This window comes from Bacillus sp. z50 (assembly GCF_058313585.1).
On the sequence record NZ_JBZFQL010000001.1, the window covers coordinates 56,309 to 79,927 of the forward strand.

General features: G+C 36.5%; 18 protein-coding genes. 17 read left to right on the top strand and 1 reads right to left on the bottom strand.

All coding sequences use genetic code 11. From position 1 onward, the window contains the following. Positions 1-79: 79 nt before the first annotated feature. A complete protein-coding gene (gene yutH, locus AC4G3N_RS00285) occupies positions 80-1,108 on the top strand; it encodes a spore coat putative kinase YutH (protein WP_491089515.1) in 1,029 nt (342 codons plus the stop codon). Between the two features lie 80 nt (positions 1,109-1,188). Here yutH and AC4G3N_RS00290 read toward each other — a convergent pair whose 3' ends face one another. Continuing rightward, on the bottom strand, positions 1,189-2,013 hold the full coding sequence (locus tag AC4G3N_RS00290) for an STAS domain-containing protein (RefSeq protein WP_491089516.1): 825 nt from the start codon (positions 2,011-2,013) through the stop codon (positions 1,189-1,191). Between the two features lie 499 nt (positions 2,014-2,512). Between AC4G3N_RS00290 and AC4G3N_RS00295 the strand changes: the two genes are divergently transcribed. The 16 genes from AC4G3N_RS00295 (at position 2,513) to AC4G3N_RS00370 (ending at position 23,487) form a co-directional block, all read left to right on the top strand. Next, positions 2,513-3,274: an ion channel gene (locus tag AC4G3N_RS00295; protein WP_491089517.1), complete on the top strand. Its 762-nt coding sequence runs from the start codon at positions 2,513-2,515 to the stop codon at positions 3,272-3,274. A gap of 423 nt (positions 3,275-3,697) precedes the next feature. Next, entirely contained in the window at positions 3,698-3,946 is a 249-nt protein-coding gene (locus tag AC4G3N_RS00300) for a hypothetical protein (RefSeq protein ID WP_139891951.1), read from the top strand. A gap of 297 nt (positions 3,947-4,243) precedes the next feature. Beyond that, the gene (locus AC4G3N_RS00305; protein WP_491089518.1) at positions 4,244-5,752 is read left to right on the top strand and encodes a sensor histidine kinase; all 1,509 of its coding nucleotides are present in this window, start codon (positions 4,244-4,246) and stop codon (positions 5,750-5,752) included. 349 nt (positions 5,753-6,101) lie between these two features. Next, positions 6,102-7,226 carry an alcohol dehydrogenase catalytic domain-containing protein gene (locus AC4G3N_RS00310; protein ID WP_140461443.1) on the top strand — a complete coding sequence of 375 codons (1,125 nt, stop codon included), beginning with the start codon at positions 6,102-6,104 and terminating at the stop codon, positions 7,224-7,226. Between the two features lie 312 nt (positions 7,227-7,538). Continuing rightward, complete coding sequence (locus tag AC4G3N_RS00315) at positions 7,539-9,095, top strand: ABC transporter substrate-binding protein (protein WP_491089519.1); 1,557 nt, start codon at positions 7,539-7,541, stop codon at positions 9,093-9,095. Positions 9,096-9,150: 55 nt separating this feature from the next. After that, positions 9,151-10,107, top strand: a complete 957-nt coding sequence (locus AC4G3N_RS00320; RefSeq protein ID WP_140461445.1) for an ABC transporter permease — start codon at positions 9,151-9,153, stop codon at positions 10,105-10,107. An 18-nt stretch (positions 10,108-10,125) separates the two neighbouring features. Continuing rightward, positions 10,126-11,013: an ABC transporter permease gene (locus AC4G3N_RS00325; RefSeq protein ID WP_140461446.1), complete on the top strand. Its 888-nt coding sequence runs from the start codon at positions 10,126-10,128 to the stop codon at positions 11,011-11,013. Positions 11,014-11,033: 20 nt separating this feature from the next. Beyond that, positions 11,034-12,032, top strand: coding sequence for an ABC transporter ATP-binding protein (locus tag AC4G3N_RS00330; RefSeq protein ID WP_140461447.1), 999 nt, complete (start codon positions 11,034-11,036; stop codon positions 12,030-12,032). After that, positions 12,019-12,993 carry an ABC transporter ATP-binding protein gene (locus AC4G3N_RS00335; RefSeq protein WP_140461448.1) on the top strand — a complete coding sequence of 325 codons (975 nt, stop codon included), beginning with the start codon at positions 12,019-12,021 and terminating at the stop codon, positions 12,991-12,993. Before AC4G3N_RS00330 ends, AC4G3N_RS00335 begins: the two co-directional genes overlap by 14 nt. Positions 12,994-13,278: 285 nt before the next feature. Then, on the top strand, positions 13,279-14,040 hold the full coding sequence (locus AC4G3N_RS00340) for a sporulation protein (RefSeq protein ID WP_491089520.1): 762 nt from the start codon (positions 13,279-13,281) through the stop codon (positions 14,038-14,040). Positions 14,041-14,487: 447 nt separating this feature from the next. Continuing rightward, positions 14,488-16,140, top strand: a complete 1,653-nt coding sequence (locus tag AC4G3N_RS00345; RefSeq protein ID WP_491089521.1) for a serine hydrolase domain-containing protein — start codon at positions 14,488-14,490, stop codon at positions 16,138-16,140. A gap of 14 nt (positions 16,141-16,154) precedes the next feature. Continuing rightward, the gene (locus tag AC4G3N_RS00350; protein WP_375138410.1) at positions 16,155-18,239 is read left to right on the top strand and encodes a glycoside hydrolase family 3 protein; all 2,085 of its coding nucleotides are present in this window, start codon (positions 16,155-16,157) and stop codon (positions 18,237-18,239) included. Between the two features lie 23 nt (positions 18,240-18,262). Next, on the top strand, positions 18,263-19,522 hold the full coding sequence (locus tag AC4G3N_RS00355) for an exo-beta-N-acetylmuramidase NamZ family protein (protein WP_491089522.1): 1,260 nt from the start codon (positions 18,263-18,265) through the stop codon (positions 19,520-19,522). A 545-nt stretch (positions 19,523-20,067) separates the two neighbouring features. Beyond that, entirely contained in the window at positions 20,068-20,847 is a 780-nt protein-coding gene (locus AC4G3N_RS00360) for a hypothetical protein (RefSeq protein WP_491089523.1), read from the top strand. Between the two features lie 246 nt (positions 20,848-21,093). Next, positions 21,094-21,243 (top strand): hypothetical protein, encoded by a 150-nt coding sequence (locus tag AC4G3N_RS00365; RefSeq protein WP_491089524.1) that lies wholly within the window; start codon positions 21,094-21,096, stop codon positions 21,241-21,243. A 177-nt stretch (positions 21,244-21,420) separates the two neighbouring features. Continuing rightward, entirely contained in the window at positions 21,421-23,487 is a 2,067-nt protein-coding gene (locus AC4G3N_RS00370) for a thioredoxin domain-containing protein (protein WP_491089525.1), read from the top strand. The last annotated feature ends 132 nt before the right edge of the window (positions 23,488-23,619 follow it).

Below are 23,619 nucleotides of genomic sequence, written 5' to 3' on the forward strand. Positions count from 1 at the left end.
AGTATAAATCTTGATGTTAACCACATATAACAGTTATCTTGCCCATATACTTATCATAGTAAGCAAGGAATTAGAGGTGATGAACAATATTGTGATGAACAAACAATTATTACACGAACAATATGGAATTACAGTTGATCAAGAAATAAGCAGTGGGGCAATAAACATATATAACGGTGGAGGCAGAGTATTCATGAGCTTTGCCATAAACATGGAAGAGCAAGAGCTCCAGGAACGAAGCAGTTTGGCGTACCATATGCATAACAAAGGGGAGAAGGGAGTATGGCTTCCCCTGTTAAACAAGGAACAAAAGCTATTAACAAAACTGGAAAGTAACGATTATGTGGTTTGTATAAATGAAATGGAAATTCCTCAATCATATGAAGTGGGCAGAGAGCTGGCAATATTTCATTATCGTGGCAGGTCTATTCCGCAACGAATCGTTTTTTGCAGCAGAATCGGAAAATGGAAGGAAATGTGGGAGCAGCGTGTCGATCAGCTTGAACGAGTTTGGAGAGATAAATTGGCAGCAAAGCCACAAAACGATTTTGAAAAACTGTTTATTGACAGCTATCCTTATTACGCAGGCCTTTCGGAAAACGCAATCCAATATTTAGTTGATACTGAAATAGATGAAAACCCGGAGATGGTTGATGCTGGGACCGTTTGTTATAATCGCTTTACTTCAGAAACCTGGGGATCTGGCTCAAATGGCAAATTATTTAGTGAATGGGTTTTTGACCATAGTGCGAGGGATATTGCGGAGTGGATACGCGCTTATTATTTTAAACAGCCAAATACATACCATCAGGGTGTCGAGTCATTTTTGCGCCAATATCAATCAATCACCCCTTTATCAACATTTTCTGCACGGATGTTATTCTCAAGGTTGCTCTTACCGGTTCATTATTTTGAAATTATTGAGCAGTATTATGTAACAAAATCAGAAGGAGAAAAGACTCGTTTGGAGGAAAGATTAGAAAATTTCGTGAAGCACTCTACTATGTATGAAAGAATGCTAAGTGAAATATATGAACTGGCTGGTATACTAAAGGGGAATATCAAAATGGTTGTTCCTGAATGGATCATGAACAGGAGAACTATTTAGTCTATTTTAAGACATTCTTTGAGTGTCTTTTTTGTTTTAAATAAAAATACTCCCGACTGTATGTCCGGGAGAGAAATTTATCATAGGATATCTTTAACAGCCAAATGTAAGCTAGAGTAGCTTTTAGCTGTAAATTTAATTCCGAGGTTTACCATTGTTTGTGCAATTTCTATTCGGATACCGGATAAGCGCGTCTCGATACCGATGAGTCGCAATGCATCAATAACTTTAAATATCTGATGAGCCACCATTGTGTCCGTAATCGGAACTCCTGATAGATCAATAATAATATAACTTAGATCATATTCACTTCCAGCCTGTAATGCTTTTTCCATCAAGTGGCTTGCACGTTGAGTGTCTAATACTCCAATGATTGGAATAATCCCGATATTGGATGTAATCCTAACAACAGGAATAGACAGTTCAAAAGCAGTCCTCTCCGCTAATACGATTCTATTGGAATATTGTGAAGAATAAGAAATACTAAGCCAGTGTATCGCTTTATCAACAACTGAATCGAATTTAGAAATGATTTCATAGAAAACGTCCAGACTTACTGAATATTTTTTAGCTTGCTCCTTGATGATACCGCCAATTTTATCACGATAAAATCTAACTTCTTCTATTGCATCAGCAAGTGATAAATTTAAGTTTATGAGTAAATCAACGGTTTCCTTTCCCCATTCTTTTAAAACTGCAAAGGTTTCGTTTTGCTCTTGGGCAATTGAAAATCCATATATCTCTATAAGGGTTTTTCGCCAAGTTTTAACCATACTATTGATTTCCTCGGAATATGTATTCGTAGCGTCTTTAAATCGTAAATCTGCAAGAGTATCTTCTGAAGAGATTATGTGAGTTGAAACACCTTCTAAAAACACATGTATGCTACTATCAATGCTATGCATATCAACAGCTCCTAATTACTGCGATTTATGACCCATTGTTTTTTTGCAAAGAAAAAAACCCTTTAGAAGGATTAATTTTGAAAATATTTAAGCGCATATCCAATAAGCTAATAACCCTTATACAAAGAATGTATATTATTTTCTCTAACATAACAGTTGGAGAATAAACTGTAAAGAAATACCTATTTACAAAATGCTTCACATTTAACCAAATTATCTTAAGATTTGCGTAGTTAGAGATAGGGTAACCCGGTATATGGGTGGTAAATAATTGAAATATGTAGGCAAATATTTTAATTGGAATTGCAGAAGCATACGAGAGGAAAGAGGGACACGCTAAATAACTTAACTTTGGACAGCATTATATTGAATAATAAAAGTAACAAAATGGAATTGAGTATATATTAAATAGATGGTTCAATCTTATAATAATAGAGAAAATGGACTATGCATGCATTAACCGAAAAAAATCCTGTTCAGAGTAAGAAGAGGTGTTTGAATGATTATCTTACGTAATTTATATTTTAAACTAACACATATGTCTTGGTTATTATTGACCACATCAACCATATTTTTAATCGTATTCTGTACAATTATGCTTAGGTTGATTGAACCAGATACGTTTACTACCTATATGGACTCGTTATGGTTCACAATGACGACCATGTTGACGGTTGGATATGGAGACATGTCACCGTCTACTATAGAAGGAAGAATATTTACAATCCTATTTTTGTATGTGGTTGGTATTGGTTTATTCGCCACTTTTATCGGAAAAGTTATGGAAAGTTTTACGGTTTACAGAAGACGTAAAGAGGGTGGAGAGCTTATGTATGAAGGAAAGAATCATATTGTTATCATAGATTGGTCACATAAGGCGCAAAACGCAGTTAAGGAAATTTTAGACAAGAATAAAAAGGCGGAAATAGTGGTTATAGATATGCTTGAAAAGCTATCTTATGTAAATGGAAATATCCATTATATAAGAGGAGAGGCCTCGAATGTTGAGGTATTAAAGAAAGCCAATATCCAAAATGCAAAATCTATCTTGATTTTCTCTGATGATCGGATTCAGAATCAAACCTTAACTGACGGAAAGTCATTAATGATTGCATGTGCGGTTGAAAGAATCGCCTCTCATGTCCATACAGTTGTCGAAATTGAAAGAGAAGAGCATGTTGAAAATTTCTCACATATAAATATTGATAAATTTATATTATCCAATGGAACGATTGCCAAGATGGTAGTAGATGCCATGTAAGTGAGATAACAGGCAAGGCATAAATTTAGAGCTAGTAGGTGGATTATTTAAGGATATCGCTTATCTACTGCCGTTTGTTCATGCTGTTGAAGCTGGAAAAGCTGCATTAAGCGGAGTTTATAGAAATATGTTTCCGCATCTATGGTGGGTACTTGGGTATGCTGTTATTATTCTATTTATTTCAATATTTGTTTTTAAAAAGAGAACTCAGGAAGTCTAATTATTAACTTAAAATTATAGATGATTAATCATCTGAAATTGGTGCATGGTCATTAGGCCATGCTTATTTTAGTGAAGTCAGAATTTACCAATCCATCAGATAAGAGGATCATTATTCTTCTAGAATTTAAAGCAGCTTTTTCGCATTATTAATGAAGGATTTTACCATATATCAATAGAATTAAATTGGAAAGGAGGATATCTATGAACACATACGGCAGATTATCTTTATTAACAGTAGGCATCTGTATAGTCTTATCCTATTTTATAACGGATAATATGGCATATCCTAGATTGTTCTTGTTAATGGCTACCATCTTATCTATAGCAGGAATCGTCTTTGCTATTTTATCTAAAAAAATGGTAAGCATGATTTTTGGTATCCTCCTAAATGCCCTTATCTGGGTTGGCTTTTTCATATTAATATTAGTTGTAGGTATAGGTATAAACTAAAGGACCCTCCTTATTGATAGTGTATCAAATTAATAATTTTTAATAGCAGACCGCTCTATCTATTTATAAAATGATTCTATAGGTAGATATCCTTTTTTTTTACGTCTTTCCAATCGGAGCGGCGTTTTATTTTTGCTTTCATAATCACATTTTCAACTAATTTTCTAATGAATGATGGTGCTTATACATAACGAAAGGACTGGAATTAAATACATATAAAAAGGCATTATTATTTTGATATAATGAAATCCTCTGTTAATTTAATTGAATAGGCGAAAGGAACACTTAAGATATAAAATGATTAGTTTTAAAAAGAATTTGATAAATAATCAGCGAGTGTTTAAGCAAGTTGCATACTTTTCAATCATATCGCTGGTGTTTATTACCACTATTTTATTTGGTTATAACAGGATGTCGACTCTCTTTAGGAAAGAGGCATCTGAATTATTCCCAACTCATATTTGGCTAGAACATGCTCTATATGAAGATCAGCTAAATACCGAAGAATTAACTGACTTTTTGCAAACTATTCCAAAAGATAACGAGTATATCTATGTTTATAATCAAGATACTCAGTCAAAGGCATTATATTACAAGGACACAACAGTACTTGCCGATGACGTTGAAGGCTTCGATGGTCTTTTATTATTATTGTTAAACAAACTGTTAATGCATGTCGATTTAGGGGATGTCTATAATGTGTTTATTAAACAAAATTTGGATCTGAAATTACTTAATGAAAGTAATTCTATTTTAATCAACATCGGCCATGAGGTTAATACAGATGCTTTTAAGGGTGAGATCGTTACTTACCGTAATGTTAGTAAAGCTCTCTTGCAGGAGTTCAAAATAGTGACTATTCAATGCTTGCTATTCATCAGTCTATCAGTGCTTTTAATTTTCATTAACTATAAAATTATGAGAAATCTTTACTATACCCCTCTAATAAAAATGAGAGAACATTTTATGAAAATGTCACGATTTCATTTAGAGAGTTTCGTATACAAAAAGCCTGTTATACCAGAAATAGAAAAGACGATTGACGCAGTCAATACGACGATGTTGGAACTGCAGGATGGGATTAAAGAGACCAAATCCTTCCTTGATGAAATGGTTCATGAAATTAAAAATCCAGCCCATAATATTAAGAATGAACTTGAATTGATAGAGGATATGCTACCTGAAGCAGATGAGGAAATGAAACAGAAACTTCAATCCGTTATAAATGAAACGGAAAATATCACTTCCTTATTATCTAGCATAAAAATCATTTATGATATGTATTATTTAGGGGGTTCCCCTCCAGATAGTTGGCTGAATCCAATCGAGAAAATCAAACCTATTTTTGAGGAATATAAGAAAAAATACCCTAATCGAGAATTTCATTTCAAGTATAGTATTAACCCCAATATTCATATATGGATTGACCAAGGTTCAATCGAATTGATGATCAGAAACTTGCTTGATAATGCCATAAAATATTCAAAAGAAGACTCCTCCATCTTTATTGGTATCCGTGAGTATAATCAGACCAAAAAGATCGTTATTGAAGTCATAAATTCTGGTTCGAGTATAGATTATAATAATCTTGGAAAGATTTTTGGAAAGTATTATCGTACAAATTCGGCTAAAGCGCAAACGAGTGGAGCAGGTATTGGACTTTGGCTGATTAATAGTATTGCAGACATCTATAATGCCAACGTACATGTGCAAAGTTCAACAAATACCACAGGATTTGCGATTGCTTTTCAGTATTATAAAATTGTAGAACAAGAAAGACTTGTGGATGAAGCGATCTCTTCTTAAAAGAGATCGCTTTATATATTTTGTTTAAAAACTTAATTAACCTTTACAGTCAGAACAAAAATTGATTTCTTGATACGAATAAAACAAACCGAGAATAACAATACCTTTTATTATCCTATATATTTAATCTTCAATCTGAAGTATTTTGAAGGTGATTAATAGAGAAGAATGTAATATGAATTTACAGAACAAAAATACAATAAAGAATATTAGTATAAGATAGGTGAAATGTCCATTCTGATTTTTTAATAAAATAGGATATTGGCTATTCTATAGAATATATATATAACAAGGTATCAAAAGCCGTTATAAAGGGTGGTAACAAACGCTGAGAAAAAGGAGAGTCTTGATGAAATCTGCAATTTTATATAATCCATCTATCGAATTTCCATACAGTAAAAGCAAACCTCTAAAAGTAAGGGATATAAAGCTAGATGATATTGATGATGATGAGGTACTAGTTGAAATAGCATACGCTGGAATTTGTCATTCTGATTTATCTGTTATTAATGGAAAAGTCCCGAGACCATATCCTATCGCCCTTGGGCATGAGGCATCCGGAATAATTATGAAAACCGGAAAAGATGTTCATAATTTCCAAAAAGGTGATCATGTTGTATGTATTTTTCTGGCGAGCTGTATGCAATGTGAGTATTGCCAAAAGGGAAGACCTTCTTTATGTACGTTTGGTAAAAAAGCAAATATAAAAGGAACACTTTTAAGTGGCAAAAAGAAAATCATAGTAGATGACCAACATGTCTCACACCATGCTGGTATATCTGCCTTTTCAACACATGCTATTATGTCATCCCGTTCAATCGTTAAAGTCCCTAAAAAAATATCACTTGATGTTGTTGCTATTTCAGGATGTGCATTAATTACTGGTGCAGGTGCCGTAATTAACACGGCAAAAATTCCTCCTGGAAGTCATATTGGCATCGTAGGGCTTGGCGGTGTTGGGTTAAGCATGCTATTAGGCAGTAAAGTAATGGGACCTAGTCTAATTATTGCAATGGATATTAATGATGAAAAATTAGCTTTTGCTCAAGAATTGGGAGCAAATCTTTCATTTAATACTTCTAAACATAGTTCTGTTAGACAATTAATGCATGATTTTGAAGGCAAGTTAGATTTCGTTTTTGATGCTTCAGGTGTATCAGAAGCATTTGATATAGCCTATAAGCTTCTAAAACCAGGGGCTACATATATTACAAGCAGTTTACCGGATTTTGAAAGTAAGCTTTTTATACCATATATTAATTTAACGACTGAAGAAAAAATAATAAAGGGATCCTATATCGGTAGTTCTTTACCGTATCTGGATATTCCCAAATATTTAGAACTTTATGAGAAAGGATTAATGCCTATTGATAAATTAATTAGCCATAGAATATCACTAAATGAAATAAACAAAGGTTTTGATTTGTTAAGATCAGGAAGGGCAAAGCGGATAGTCATCGATATGGCTTTATAAATGGTATCATACGAAGGATGATTCTCTAAAATTATCAGTAATTAAATCTACCTTTGTTCAAAATCCGCTCTAGAGAAGAGAGGTGTAAATTTTCTTTGAATACTCCAGTTGAAGTCTTCAAAAAGAAAGGCTGGCTGAAAATGAAATTTTAGTGGTCAAGAAGGGCCATTCTAAAAAGATGGGAAGACCATTTAAACGCTTAGACACGGTCTAAATTTAATTCAGTCATCTTAAAATAGCATTATGATTCGAGTTTTATGAAAAAAAACGCTTTATATTTTCTGAATTTTCAGATAAGGGAGAGATTTTATTATGAAGAAAAATTTATTATTTATGATATTAATTTTAGCTTTTGTCCTAAGTGGTTGTTCATCAGGCGGAGAATCAGCTACTGATTCAAATGTAAAAAAACAAGCAACAGAATTAAAGGTTGCAATCAACGCGCAGCCGAATACATTAGATCCTCATATAACAACAGCGGGAATTACCCGAGATATCTCGCGAAATATATACGAGCAGCTGGTTGTTTTAAATGACAAATATGAAGTAGTACCGGAGTTGGCAGAAAAAGTGGAACAATCGGGGGATAATAAAAAATTTACTTTTATTTTGCGAAAAGGTGTTAAATTTCATAACGGTAAGGAGTTAACTGCTGATGATGTAGTTGCTTCCATGAATCGCTGGATAGATAACTTCGGTACAATTCAATCAGTAGTTGGTGATGCACGTTTTAAAAAGGTTGACGATTATAAAGTAGAAATTCAGTTATCTAAAGGTGTTTTAGAATTTCAATCTATGATTGCTGGAGCCAAACAGTTAGCATCAATCATGCCTGAAGAAGTAATTAATAATGCTGCCGCTAATGGTGTTACTGAAACTATTGGAACAGGGCCATTTAGTTTTATTGAATGGAAATCTGAGCAATACATTCATCTAAAAAAATTTAAAGACTATCAATCTATAGATATTCCATCTCAAGGTTTGGCTGGTACGAAGGAATTGTTTATCAACAATCTTTATTTCTATATTGTCACAGATGCTTCTACTCGGTTGGCTGGCTTGCAGACTGGTGAGTATCATATTGCTCGTTCCCTTTCCTATGATGACTTCGATATGATTGAAAATAACTCTGATTTAGCATCAGAATCAGAGCTGCTTGGAGATTTAACGATTGTATACAATAAAAAAACAGGTTTAATGGCAAACCAAAAGATGCGCCAAGCTATAAATGCCACATTGGATATAGATGAAATTATGATGGGTGCAGGGACAAATGAAAAGTTCTATCGTATGGGTTCAAGTTATATGTTTGAAGAACAAGAAGCTTGGTTTTCAGAAAGCGGGAGTGAACATTATAATCAAAAAAATGAAAAGATAGCAAAGCAACTTCTCAAGGAAGCAGGATACAACGGTGAAGAGTTAGTTATGGTTACTAATAAAGAATATCCGCAATTCTATAACGCAACAATCGTAATTAAAGATCAGCTTGAACGCATAGGAGTAAAAGTACGTATAGATGTATACGATTGGGCTACTCAATTAGAGATTGAGAATGACCCTGATAAATTTGATTTATACGTGATGTCATATAGCCCCGTAACCACACCCACGAGTTACTTATATTTAAGTCCGACGTACTCAGGGTGGACAGATGATAAAAAAATTTCAAAATTAATGGTTAAGATTGATAATGAAACGACAAGAGAAGATGCTAAAGCTGCGTGGGATGAGCTCCAAGGATATATGTGGGAATCTTTACCTATAACGAGTCTTGGGGATATTTATACATTAACTGGCCGTTCAAAAAAAGTGAGTAATTTAGAATTCTTCCAAGGACCTATTTTTTGGAATGTTAAAGTCACTGAATAAAATTTGATAGCCTTGCTGGTAGAATATCAGCAAGGTTTATATCGAGGTGAATAATATGCAGATATATCTAATGAAAAGGGTCTTCTCTATCATTCCTGTGTTGATAATCGTATCAATTATTGTTTTTACATTAATACACCTTATTCCAGGAGATCCTGCCCGTACAATTTTAGGTCAAGAGGCTTCTGGTGAGCAAATAGAGAATCTTAGGGAAGAGATGGGGTTAAATAAGTCCATTGTTACACAGTATTTCGTTTGGATTACTGGAATTTTCAAAGGAGATTTAGGAACATCATATTTTAGTAACCAACCTGTGTCTGAAATTCTTTTTCAATATCTCGGAGCAACATTATCTTTAGCTATTTATGCACAAATTTTAGCTCTTGTTATTGCTATTCCACTTGGAATATTGGCAGCCCGAAAAAAAGGAACAATAATTGATCAAATTTTAACATCAGCTTCGTTATTTGGCATCTCATTACCCAGTTTTTTATCTGGATTGTTCTTGGTTATGATTTTCGGTGTGCTTCTAAAATGGCTTCCAGTCGCTGGGTACAAACCATTGGATCAAGGTATTATCGAGCATATTAAATATTTGACTTTACCGGCCGTATCATTGGGATTACTTCAGGCAGCGCTAATAACAAGAATGACACGCTCATCCATGCTTGAAATTTTAGGCCAAAATTTTATACGTACAGCTAAGGCCAAGGGGGCGAAAGAGCAAAGGATTATCTATTATCATGCTTTAAGAAACGCATTTATTCCTATTTTAACAGTCATTGGCCAATCTTTTGCCTCCTTAGTAGCTGGGGCTGCTGTAGTGGAAACAATTTTTAACATACCAGGGATAGGTCAACTTATAGTCAATTCGGTAACACGAAGAGATTATTCTGTTATCCAGGGGATTGTATTATTCATAACTGTTTGCTATGTATTTATCAATTTATTTATTGATGTCTTGTACAGTATTATAGATCCTCGCGTTAGATTGTCCTCCAAGCGTTCGTAAAAGAAAGGGTGATATCGAATGCAAGAAAACGTTATAAGTAGTATTAAAGAAGTTCAAAAGGCAGAACTGAAAAAGCGCAATAGAATAAAGTTAACCCGCTTCTTTAAAACAAGGGCTGCTGTCACTGGAGTATCAATTTTACTGTTGATTACGGTAATTGTAATTCTTGCGCCCTTGATTGTAAGGTATACACCTATCGAAGTAAATGCCATGAATCGGCTTGTAGGACCAAATGGCGATCACTACTTCGGTACGGATAATTTAGGACGAGACTTATTTAGTAGAATACTGTACGGTTTACGAATTTCTCTTATTATAGGGCTTTCTGTTACTATATTATCTACTCTTTTTGGTCTGTTCGTTGGACTATATGCAAGTTATTACAAATTCTTAGACAATCTTTTAATGAGGATATGTGATGGAATTATGGCTTTTCCATCTATCTTATTAGCGATTGCTGTTATGGCGATATTAGGTCCAGATATTAAAAATGTTGTTATTTGTTTGACCATTGTTTTCACACCCTATATTGCTCGAATTATCCGTTCTGCGGCCATAGTTATCCGCGAACAAACATATATTGAGGCGATGATGTCATTAGGTGCTAGTGATTTACGTATTATTTTTGGACATATACTTCCTAATGCTTTATCTCCCCTTATAGTACAGGCAACCTATATTTTTGCGGAAGTTATTATTTTGGAGGCTGCATTAAGTTTTTTGGGAGTAGGTGTACCAGCTCCCAATCCAAGCTTAGGCAATATCTTGTATGATGGAAAACTGGTGATATTCAGTGCATGGTGGATGGTCGTATTTCCAGGAATATTTGTGGTACTAAGCGTCGTTTCTCTGAATTTAATGGGAGATGGAGTACGGGATTTATTAGATCCAAAAATGAAAAAGTAATTTAACAAAGGAGGGGAATTATGTCATCAAATGTCTTATTAAATGTTACTGGATTAAAGACAAGTTTTAAAACAGAAAGAGGAAATGTTTCTGCTGTTAAGGGTGTAGATTTTCAGATAAAGAAGGGTGAGGTAGTAGGTTTAGTAGGTGAGTCCGGTTGTGGTAAAAGTGTGACTGCACAATCAATTATGAGATTATTTGATGAAGACAGATTGGTGAATTATGAAGGTAAAGTGGAATTAGAAGGTGAAAACTTACTTGAAGTTAACGAGAGAAAAATGCAAGACATACGGGGTAATGATATATCTATGATATTTCAGGATCCTATAAGCTCATTAAATCCTTTGATGAAGGTAGGTGATCAAATAAAGGAAGCACTAGTATTACATCGAAATATTCCGAAGTCTGAACTCACTAATAAAGTAGTTGATTTGTTACGACTTACCGGTATCCCCTCACCAGAAAAGCGGATACACGACTATCCCCATAAATTTTCTGGAGGTATGCGACAGCGAATAATGATAGCTATCGCGCTGGCATGTAAACCTAAATTGTTAATCGCAGATGAGCCTACTACAGCATTAGATGTTACGATTCAATCTCAAATCATTAAACTAATAATGAAATTAAACAAGGAATTAGATATGGCAATTTTAATGATTACTCATGATTTAGGAGTAGTTGCGGAAATTTGTGATAGAGTGATTGTTATGTATATGGGTCAAGTAGTAGAAGAGGCAGATGCCATAACATTGTTTTCTAATCCAAAGCATCCATATACAATAGGGTTACTAAAATCAATTCCTGATTTAAAAGGTAATCGTAAAGAGTTATTGCATATTATACCAGGGATGGTGCCTTCTTTATTTGAAAAACCTGCCGGCTGTTCATTTGCCCCTCGTTGTCCAATTGTAACCCCTGAGTGTACAAAGAAGAATCCTCCATTTGAAGTATTGAGTGAAAATCATCGTGTCCGATGTTTGTTTGCAAAGGAGGGGGAATTATATGCAACAGAATGATAATACAAAAGATATTCTATTGACAGTGAATAATTTGGAGAAGTATTTTAAAGATGAAAGCTTAGGAAAAAAAGTGATTGTAAAAGCAGTCAATAATATCACCCTATGTATTGAACGAGGTGAAACATATGGTCTGGTAGGTGAATCAGGTTGTGGTAAAAGTACAGCTGGCCGAACCATCCTAAATTTAATAAGGCCAACAAATGGTGATGTTGTATTCAAGGGGATAAATTTATCAAGCCTATCCCAAAGGAACATGCGAAAATATCGTAAAATGTTACAGATGATATTTCAGGATCCATATTCATCCTTGAATCCTAGAAAACGGATAGGAAAAAGTTTAGAAGAGCCACTTGCAATTCATAATGTTGGCGCAAAATCAGAACGAATAGAAAAGGTCATTAAAGTACTGAAAAGCGTAGGAATGGGACCGGAAAGCTTATATAAATTCCCTCACGAGTTTTCTGGCGGTCAATTACAACGCATAGGGATTGCTCGGGCACTAATCTGTGAACCAGAGTTAATCATCTGTGATGAGCCTGTTTCCGCATTGGATGTTTCGGTTCAAGCACAAATTATAAATTTATTAATTGAATTACAGAAGCAATTACAGCTTACATATATTTTTATCGCACATGATTTAAGTGTAGTTCGCCACATCTCAGACAGGGTTGGTGTTATGTATTTTGGTAGTTTAATAGAAGAAGCTGTAACTGATGATATTTATAATAACCCGTTACACCCTTATACCCAGACACTGCTTTCTGCAGTACCTTCAGTAGATCCGAAAACTAAAAGTGAACGAATAGAAGTTCTTGGCGAGCCTCCATCACCATTAAATCCACCGCTTGGATGTCCATTTCATACGCGCTGTCCTAAAGTGATGGACATTTGTAAACACCATTTGCCTAAAAGAATAGAAGTAGAGAGCGCCCATTTTGTAAATTGCCATTTGTATTAAAAGAGGAATTTTTTCTAGAATATTAAAGAGATTAATCTGTTGGTGATCCATTGTGTAATAAAGAAGATATTTGAAAAATATTAGAATCAACACCGGCCAACTAAATAACAGTCTTAGCATAAACTCTTTCAATAGTATTCATACAGTCTATCTATCAACTCTAGTGGGATTTTGCCCAATAAGTTAATTATATTTTACATTGAATATCTATAATTGTTCTGTACTAGTTATTTTTACGGATAAGTATAGTAAAATAGACTTATAAAAAGGAAATGAGGGATTATCATGTTTGATAAACTGCTGTCATCCATAGGTATCGGTGCTGCCAAAGTTGATACAAAGCTTGCAAAAAAAAGTTATACTGTCGGTGAGACAATCGAAGGTGAGGTTTTTATCAAGGGAGGAAAAAACGAGCAGGATATTGATAACATCTATTTAACATTAATGACTGACTATGTAGTGGAAGTTGATGATAAAAAGGTTAGACGTTCTGTTGCCTTGGACAAAATCTTATTGACTGAACGCTTCACAATCGCTTCAAATGAAGATAAAGTGGTGCCCTTTCAGTTGAATATTCCTTATGAAGCCCCTGTTACAAAAGGAAGTACACGTGTTTGGATTCAAACCGGCTTGGATATTAAAATGGCAATCGACCCTCAAGATAAAGACTTTTTGGAAATAAAGCCACATCAGCTTGTAAGAGAATTCATTGATGCTGCAGGAAGATTGGGATTCCGCTTACGTCAGGTAGATTGTGAAAAGACTCCTTCGTATTTCAGAAACGGCTTACCGTTTGTTCAGGAATTTGAATTTAAAGCTACATCCGGTGAATTTGCGAGAAAGCTGGATGAACTAGAAGCTGTATTCCAGCTGACGGAAAACGAAGCAAGAGTGTTGCTTCAAATCGATCGAAGAGCAAGAGGTTTCTCAAGCTTCTTAGCTGAATCATTAAACATGGATGAATCGTTTGTTAAATTCACTTTTGATAAGTCGGACATTGGCACGCTAGACCGTACATTGGGAGATTTAATTAGAAAATATTGCTGATTTATGGTTTCGACCAGTCAGATTCAATAAAATTTTACATGTTTTTACATTGTGATGAAAGAAACTGCTCACTGGCAGTTTCTTTTTTTATATAGAAATCTATTTTTTTATAAAAATAGTTAGCTGAGAAATTAGATATAAGTAAATGAAACTAATGATCTCTTAGTTATGAATATATCCATATAGGTAAACTAAGCAATAAGAATGAGGTGAATATGCAGAAACTTGTCATTTTTTCATGAAATAATTGTTGTTACATTAAGATAGACCTAAGGTTAATAATGGAAGTAAGTACTTATGCCGGATAGAAAAATAAGAAAGATGGATGTATTCTCGAGTGAGAGGAATCTATCTAGATAAATCCCCCAAAGATCCATCTCCGTAGCCTTCATCAACCTTTCTTTCGTTTTGATCACTCGCTTTGTGATAAAAAAGAGGAGGAATGATATGAAAAAAATCACCTCAATTGCATTCAGCACGATGATTGCTGTGTCTGCATTTAACACATCCGATGGTCTAATGATGACAAGTGCTAAGGGACATTTAGACAATGCATCATATTGGGACGAACCTGGTCGAATGCTACCGATACTCCTACCTTCAAATGCCAGAATGGCAGGTATGAAGCAGTCTGCACTTGATGACATAGATGTGACAATCGGCCAATACATCGAAAGCGGCTTAATTCCAGGGGCGGTCACCTTTGTGGCACGAAGCGGTCATATTGTTCAAAAAGCTGCATATGGGTTTGCGGCTCTCTATCAGGATGATACCTTCACGGAAATTGAAACACCCCTTAAAATGAAAGCGGATACAATTTTTGATATCGCTTCTATTAGTAAGCTTTTTACAACTACTGCGGTCATGATGCTTTATGAGCAAGGAATTTTCCAACTCGATGACCCTGTTTCGTTGCATCTGTCACAATTCGCTGCAAACGGCAAAGAAGACATAACAATCAGACAACTTTTAACCCATACTTCAGGTTTTGCAGCTGGGATGCCTCTTTATATGCAAGAGGGCACTCGAGAAAGCCGCATCCAGTCCGTACTGCAACATGGTTTGATTAACGAGCCTGGGAACACCTATTTATACAGTGATTTGAACATGATAACGCTTGGGGCGCTAGTCGAGAAATGGAGTGGTCTCCGGCAGGACGAGTTTGTTAAGAAAGCCATCACAGAGCCGCTTGGTATGAAGGATACGATGTATAATCCTCCGGCAAAATTAAAGAAACGTATAGCTGCAACCGAATATCAGCCAAAGATAGGGAGAGGGCTTGTCTGGGGCGAGGTTCATGATGAAAATGCGTGGTCGCTTGAAGGTGTGGCTGGTCATGCAGGCGTCTTCTCCACAGCCAAGGATTTAGGGATTCTCGCCCATGCATATTTAAATGATGGTAAATACGGTAAGATACGCATTCTAAAGAAGAAAACGATTGACTTAATTATGAAGAACTATAACACTGCGTTTCCAGGAAATGACCATGGATTAGGCTTTGAGCTTAATCAGGGCTGGTACATGGATTCACTTTCTGATACATTCACCGCTGGCCATACGGGCTATACCGGTACAGCTCTTGTGATGAGTCCATCTAATCAGACTGTTGCTATTTTACTTACAAACCGGGTACATCCATCCCGAAATACACCTTCCATTAATCCTATCAGACGAACATTCGCTAGAGGTGTGGGAGACAGCATACCTATAAATGTGAAAAAGGGACAAATGGCTTGGTTCGCGAGCTATGGAGATCAATTAGATAACACACTTTCAGCTCAAGTGAATTTAAAAAGAGATGCTTATTTGAGTTTCGATACCTGGTTCCGTATTGAAGAGGAGAGTGATTATGGATATTTGGAAACATCGACTGACGGAAAAGCATTTACAAGTATTCAAAGCTTCACAGGAAAAAGCAATGGATGGGAGAAGGAGAATGTCCTCATTCCTGCCGGCACGAAATTTATTCGTTTTTCCTATAAAACTGATGAAAGCGTGAACGGGCGCGGCTGGTATGTACAAGACGCAAGCATAAAAACAAATGGAAAGAAGGAACGACTGACCTTCGAGAGCAATGGATTTGAACGTAGAACAGATTAAATGGGGAGGTGCTAATATTGAAAAATAGGAAATGGTTCTTGATTATACTTGTGATGAGTGTATTCCTGACGACCGGATTCAGCAGCCAAACTAAGAAACCAGCAAATCCAAATGATGGTGTGCGAGATATTGTAATCTATCAAAATCTGCATGAGGTTGATAAAACGATTAGCGGCAACAGTGTCAAAATGAAGGCAGTGAACGTCTACCATGATGGTCATTTTACAAAGACAAATAAGGTAAAATGGTCGGTTGCAAATAAACGTATCGCGAAAATTAGTTCTAATGGAACCTTGACGATTACAGGGAAATCAGGAGTGGCAGTCATTCTTGCTACATCGGGAAAAAAGATAGACACTGCCTTTTTGGTAGTGGATAAAAAGGGAAATGCAACATTCCGCTCCATCAAGCAAAAACGGTACCAGCTTGCTGAATATGCCGTTAGCAAGATGAAGTTAGAAGAGAAAATCGGGCAAATGCTTATGCCTGATTACCGGAACTGGGATGGCAAGAATGTGACAGAGATGCTGCCGGAGATAGAACAGCAAATTAAGGATTATGACTTGGGTGGAGTTATTCTATTCCGCGAAAATGTTGTAACGACTGAGCAAACCGCTCGTCTCGTGGATGCGTATCAGCTCGCCTCTGAGAAATATGGGATGCTCATCTCAATTGATCAAGAGGGTGGAATTGTGACCAGGCTGCAATCTGGAACTGATATGCCCGGCAATATGGCCTTAGGAGCTACACGGTCTGGGACAATCACGAAAGATGTTGCGCGTGCCATTGGCGAGGAGCTCGGTTCGCTTGGCATTAATACAAACTTTGCCCCATCGCTTGATGTCAACAATAATAGTAACAATCCTGTCATTGGTGTCCGTTCCTTCAGTGAAGACCCGAAACTAACCGCTGAACTAGGAACTGCTTATATTGAAGGCATGCAGGAAACAGGCACGATTGCAACGGCCAAGCATTTTCCAGGTCATGGCGATACGGCAGTTGATTCCCATGTTGGACTTCCAGAAGTTCCATATGAGATGGAGAGATTAAAGGAAGTGGAACTATACCCGTTTCAGCAAGCGATGAATGCTGGTGTTGATGCCATCATGACCGCGCATATCACCTTTCCGAAGGTAGATGACACGAAAGTGATTTCCAAAAAGACCCGTGAGGAAGTCTCTATACCAGCAACTCTCTCCCACCGCTTTCTGACAGAATTGGTTAGGGAGGAAATGGACTATGATGGATTGATCGTTACAGACGCCATGAACATGGGTGCTATCACCGAGCATTATGGAACTGTCGATGCGGCCATCATGTCTGTTAAGGCAGGTACGGACATTGTACTTATGCCCGTTGGACTAGAGGATGTTCGTAATGGGCTCCTTGATGCAGTAAGAAATCGCGATATTAAAGAAAAGCGAATTGATGCATCCGTAAAACGGATCCTGTCACTGAAAATCAAAAGGGGCATCTTTAAAGAAGAATCCCCAGACCCACTTGAAGAAAGAATCGAAAAAGCGCTTGAGACCGTTGGTTCACCAGAGCATAAGGCGATCGAGAAAACAGCTGCAGAGAAATCTATTACCCTCGTCAAGAATAACAATCAGCTCCTGCCTTTAAATGACTTGCAGGAATCCGGAAAGATTGTCGTTATCGGTATGACCTACAACCAAGAATTATATAACGCTATTAAAGAAAAGCATGCCAACACTGAGGAGATTACCCTTCCTTCTAGCTATCAACTGACCGATGCACAGAAGGAGCAGCTTCGTCAGGCGGATTATATTATTATTGGCAGCCATACATCAAATGTAGCAATGAGGTTACCTACCCATCCTCAAATGCAGAGAATTAATGATATTACCGACAACTATAATGCGCCTTCTATAGCTGTTGCGATTCGTAATCCATATGACATTATGTCCTTTCCTCAGGTTGATGCATATATCACTCAATATGGTTTCCGTACCGCAAGCTTTAAAGCAACTGCAGCAGCCATTTTCGGTGAAATAAATCCATCTGGTAAACTCCCTGTCACGATCCCGAACGGGCAAGGGGAAACTTTATATCCATTTGGCCATGGTTTATCCTACTAATTAGATAACTAAGGAGGCTTTATATGCAGAAGAGAAGTTTCGCTGTCCTATTCACACTGATTCTGATTTTATCAACGATTTCTTTCGCCCAAGCAGGTCAAAAGGACAAGCATAAAAAGAAGGATTTAGAACTAGGCGTCGACGTTATTCTAAGTGATAAAAAAGAATTGCTGGAAGGTAAAAGGGTAGGTCTCATCACAAATCCGACCGGTGTAGATCAAGAGCTTAACAGCATTGTTGACCGTTTCTATGAGGATGAGGATATCAATCTCACCGCTTTATATGGCCCGGAACATGGAGTTAGAGGAGACGCGCAGGCCGGCAGCTATGTTGATTTCTACATTGATGAAACTACTGGTCTTCCTGTATACAGCCTTTACGGCAAAACCCGTAAACCAACACCGGAAATGTTAAAAGATATTGATGTACTTGTATTTGATATTCAGGATGTAGGCGCACGCTTCTATACGTATATTTACACAATGGCATTAGCGATGGATGCGGCAAAGGAACAAGGAATCCCATTCATCGTACTTGATCGCCCGAATCCCCTAGGAGGACTGAAGGTGGAAGGACCGATTCTTGAAGCACCCGAATATGCTTCGTTTATCGGGCAATACGAAATCCCACTCAGACATGGGATGACTGTTGGAGAACTCGCGAAACTATTTAACAAGGAATTTGGCATTGGGGCGGATTTAACCGTTGTAAAAATGAAAAATTGGAAGCGTCATATGAATTATGAAGATACAGGACTAGAATGGGTCCTTCCATCCCCAAACATGCCGACACTCGACACAGCTTATGTATACCCGGGTACAGGATTAATTGAAGGCACGAATTTATCCGAAGGGCGCGGAACAACGAAACCTTTTGAATTGCTCGGAGCCCCATTCATAAATGGAACAGAGCTAGCAAAGGAGCTAAACAAGCTAAACTTAAAAGGTGTTCAATTCCGAGCAGCCTCGTTCACGCCGACATTCTCGAAGCATAGTGGAATCCTATCCCATGGTGTTCAGGTTCATATAACAGACTATAATGATTTCGTGCCTCTTGAGGCAGGTCTTCATATCGTTAAGACCATTCATGACATGTATCCGGATGATTTCAAATTCCGTACAGAGGACAGCAAAGGAATTTCCTATTTCGACTTGCTTATCGGCAACGGCTGGATTCGCGATGATATCGAAGCAGGTAAATCCGTAAAACAAATCAAGCAGAAATGGGAAAAGGATTTGAAAGACTTCATGAAACTAAGATCTAAATATTTGCTGTATAGATAAGGGAGGGAAGCTTGAAGGCTGAGATGAGTGGAGCCTTTGAGCTTCTTAATTTTTTTGCGCATTCAAAAGATGCTATTCCGTCTAAGAGACACCGGTACCAAGATTATAGAGTTAGAGGAAATGTTAGTTGCTTTAGTAGTAATGAGACAAAATAGTTTTCTGCGTTATTTTAGAAGATAATAACAAGTAATGAGGTATTGTATGATTACGGTGATTGTTTGGAGTTATTTTTCACCTTGTATGCGCCAATAAGATACTGTAATCCGTCGAATATTTATTATTGTCAATGTGTATTTCAGAAATCACATAAACTTACATAACCAGAACAAATGAGTTATTTTCTATCTCGCTTTTGAGTATCAGACTTATTTAAACAGTCCATTTATATCTCCACTTACATATTGCAAACTATCGAATTTTACCAAAAATCCCCGAGAGCAAATCATTATTTTTTATGCTAAAGTTATATCGATATTACATGCGAAATATACAAACGTAGGGATTACGCATATGATATACAATATACATCAAGGAGTTGGCTTTAATTGTTTGGATTTTTAACATTACTTTTTTTAGTCGCGACAATCTTAGTTGTTGTTGGAATAATCAAACCTACGAAAATAAAAATGTCTTCTCGTAAAGAAGTCTTGAAAAAAGGCGGTATAGCTCTTTTAGTACTTTTTGTATTAATGATGGTAACAGTTCCTCCGACTGAATCAACTACTTCTGAAACCGATAAAGGCACTTCTACTGGGCTAGAAACTACGGAGGAAGCAAAAGCAGAAGAGGCCAAGAAAGCAGAAGAGGCCAAGAAAGCAGAAGAGGCTAAGAAAGCAGAAGAGGCCAAGAAAGCAGAAGAGGCCAAGAAAGCAGAAGAGGCCAAAAAAGCAGAAGAGGCCAAAAAAGCAGAAGAGGCTAAGAAAGCGGAAGAGGCTAAGAAACCAGAAAACATTGTGAGAAAAGCAGTAGAGGAACATTTTGGGGAAGAAAATCTCGAAGAAGTGACATATAATGCTAGCGGAAAATTTGTATTAATACGTGTTTTGGGCAATGACAACTTAACCACTAATATGATAAGAAGAGGTATGTGGCTAGACACCCAAGATGTATTAGAAGATTTAGACGGTGTAGAAGGAATTGACACAGTTGATTTTAATATATTATTTCCTATGCAAGATCAGTATGGAAATAGTTCAAATTCTATAGTTATGAAATCATCATTCAACAAAGAAACTAGAGATAAGATTAATTGGGAAAATTTCTTAACTGATAATATTCCAAATATATCTCAAAATTATTGGGAACATCCAGCTTTTTCTAAATGAAACATTTAACTATTGGCGGAAACCCTATTACTCCAGCGATGTGATGTAATAGGGTTTTTAATTGGTTGTATATTTATAAGAATAATATAGAGGAATAGATATTACTTAGACTTCATTATGAAGTCTTTTTTATCGTCTATAAATCATATTAATTATAATAATATATAAATTTATAAAAATATAATCACGATTATTACAAATAAAATAACCAGCGGAATCCATATCGAAAATATAAGAAGAGTTGAAATGCCAATTTATAAAGTAGATATTAAAGCTGAATTAGATTTACCAATTGATATAGAAGAATGGATTTATAGTCTTGAAAGAACAACGAATAATAAATGGTTAAAAGAAGCTATTCTTGACTACTGGGAAAAGAAAAAGGTATCCAATTAGGATGCCTTTTTTATTGAATGAAAATCCTTATAAATCAATAAATAATGGAATTAAGTTTATACTAGTGAAAGATCTGTATTGAATAAAAAGGATAAGTTAAATCCATAACGTGTGAAGGTGAAAGGTAAAACTTTGTGTAAATGAAAAAATCCTGATTTCAAAAGGAGAAATGATTATATGAATGAAAAAGCTAGTCCAAATAGACTAATAAATGAAAAATCTCCATACCTTTTGCAGCATGCCTACAACCCTGTAGACTGGTTTCCATGGGGAAAAGAGGCTTTTGAGAAGGCAAAACAAGAAAATAAACCAGTTTTTGTAAGTATTGGGTACAGCACTTGCCATTGGTGTCATGTGATGGAGAGGGAAAGCTTTGAAGATGAAGAAGTGGCGTCGGTTATAAATGAGCGGTTTGTTTCCATAAAGGTAGATCGGGAAGAACGTCCTGATTTGGATTCGATTTATATGTCCGTGTGCCAGGTGATGACGGGACAAGGCGGTTGGCCGCTCAATGTGTTTTTAACTCCTGATCAGGTCCCCTTTTATGCAGGAACCTATTTTCCTAAGCATAGCCGTTATGGCCGTCCTGGAATAATAGATGTGATTACTCAGCTACACGATACGTATATTAACGAGCCACATAAAATCGAAATGACAGGTGAGCGGATTAAAGATGCAATTATGCCACCGAAACAGGAGACATCGAGTGAGAAATTAACGATGACTGCGATCAATGCAGCTGTTCAACAATTTAAGCGGGTATTTGATGAACAGTATGGCGGGTTTGGCTCGGCTCCGAAATTTCCTACACCACATAATTTAATGTTCCTGCTGCGTTACTTCCATATGACGAAGGATCAGGAAGCATTGAATATGGTGCTAAAGACATTAGAAGGGCTATCAAGAGGTGGAATCTATGATCATATCGGATACGGGTTTTCTCGCTATTCCACTGATGAATTATACTTAGTCCCACATTTTGAAAAGATGCTATATGATAATGCCTTGCTGTTAATGGCGTATACAGAAGCCTATCAGGTTACCGGAGAAAATAGCCATCAAGTGATATCTGAACAAATCATTGAATATGTTTTACGGGACATGCGACATCCTGATGGCGGATTTTACTCAGCGGAGGATGCAGATTCAGAGGGTGTGGAAGGGAAATTCTATATATGGGACTACTTTGAAATCTTTGATCACCTTGATGAAGACGTAGCAGAATTATATTGCGCTGTTTATGATATAACCCCTGAAGGAAACTTTGAAGGCGAAAATATTCCTAATCTAATTCGTGAACCAATTGACTCATTTGCTGCTCATAATGATTTAGACGCAGCAGAAGTTCGTAAACAATTGGAGGAAGCAAGGAAAGTCTTATTTAATGTTCGCGAGGAGCGGGTTCATCCGCATAAGGATGACAAAATATTGACTGCCTGGAACGGATTAATGATTGCCGCTCTAGCCAAAGCTGGTAGAGTTTACAATCATCAGGAAGCACTGGTTGCAGCAAAAAGTGCTATCCAATTTATTGAACAGAATTTAATCGTGGATGGAAGAGTCATGGTCCGATACAGAGATGGTGAGGTTAAGCAGGAAGGATTTATTGATGACTATGCGTATCTTCTTTGGGCTTACATTGAACTCTATGAAACGACATTTGATTTATCCTATCTCAAAAAAGCAAAAACACTTACGCATCAAATGATCGAATTATTTTGGGATGGGGAAAATGGTGGATTCTATTTTTATGGAGAGGATAATGAGGAATTGCTGATCCGTCCAAAAGATGTATATGATGGAGCATTACCATCCGGGAATAGTGTCGCAACCTTACAAATGCTAAGGCTGGCTCGTTTAACTGGTGAGTTTTCATTGGAGGATAAGGTACAGAACGTTTTTGACGCATTTGGCGATGATGTGATTCACTATCCAATGGGTCATACTTATATGTTAATGGCGTATATGACAACCCAAATGAAAATGAAGGAAGTCGTTGTATTGGGAAGTACGGATTCAGAGAATAACGTTATCACACATTTGCACAAGGAGTTTCATCCAAACTTAACTTATCTGGCAAACGAGGATTCCTCTTTATTTACTGGTGTTGCTGATTTTGCGGCAGGTTATTCCAAGGTCAATGATCAGGAAACCTATTATGTATGTGAAAATTTTGTTTGCTACAGACCACTGACCAGTGAAAATGAAGCAATCGAGCTTATAAATGGCGACAAAGAGTCATAAATTTAATAAATAACAGCTGCGTTGGCTATATAAAATATAGGATAAAATAGTACATCATGATTGGTGTGCTATTTTATTTTGGGTCTTTCCACTACTAATTATCTCATCTATGATTCATTTATATTATAATGA